The organism is Pseudoalteromonas sp. GW168-MNA-CIBAN-0100 (assembly GCF_040309225.1).
Lineage (GTDB): Bacteria > Pseudomonadota > Gammaproteobacteria > Enterobacterales > Alteromonadaceae > Pseudoalteromonas > Pseudoalteromonas arctica.
In genome coordinates this window covers 1-268 of sequence record NZ_JBEOOL010000611.1, presented here as the reverse complement: position 1 = coordinate 268, position 268 = coordinate 1, and the positions used below count along the sequence as shown (strand labels likewise).

The window sequence follows — 268 nt, the reverse complement described above, 5'->3', positions numbered from 1 at the left end:
CCATCAATAACTAACCCAACCGAAGGATTTATGGGGTCAACAAACTGTGAACGTAGTCCTACGCCACGAATTTGAATATAACGACCGCGAGAAGCTCCAGAAGCAAAATTAATATTGGCAGTACTCCCAAGCATTTCATCTAGGTAGGTTGCACCTCGTAAATTAACTTCATCTTCGCTAAATAAGCTGGCGCTAGCACTTAAGGTTTGAATGCTTTCTCGTTGAAAATCACCAGTAACAACAATGCGTTCTAGATCTGTATCGTCAG

Annotated in this window: 1 protein-coding gene; it reads right to left on the bottom strand. The window is 41.8% G+C overall.

What is annotated here, in order from left to right; translation table 11 throughout:
• On the bottom strand, positions 1–268 hold a 268-nt coding region (locus AAEY62_RS22655), incomplete at both ends, for a TonB-dependent receptor plug domain-containing protein (RefSeq protein WP_350636663.1).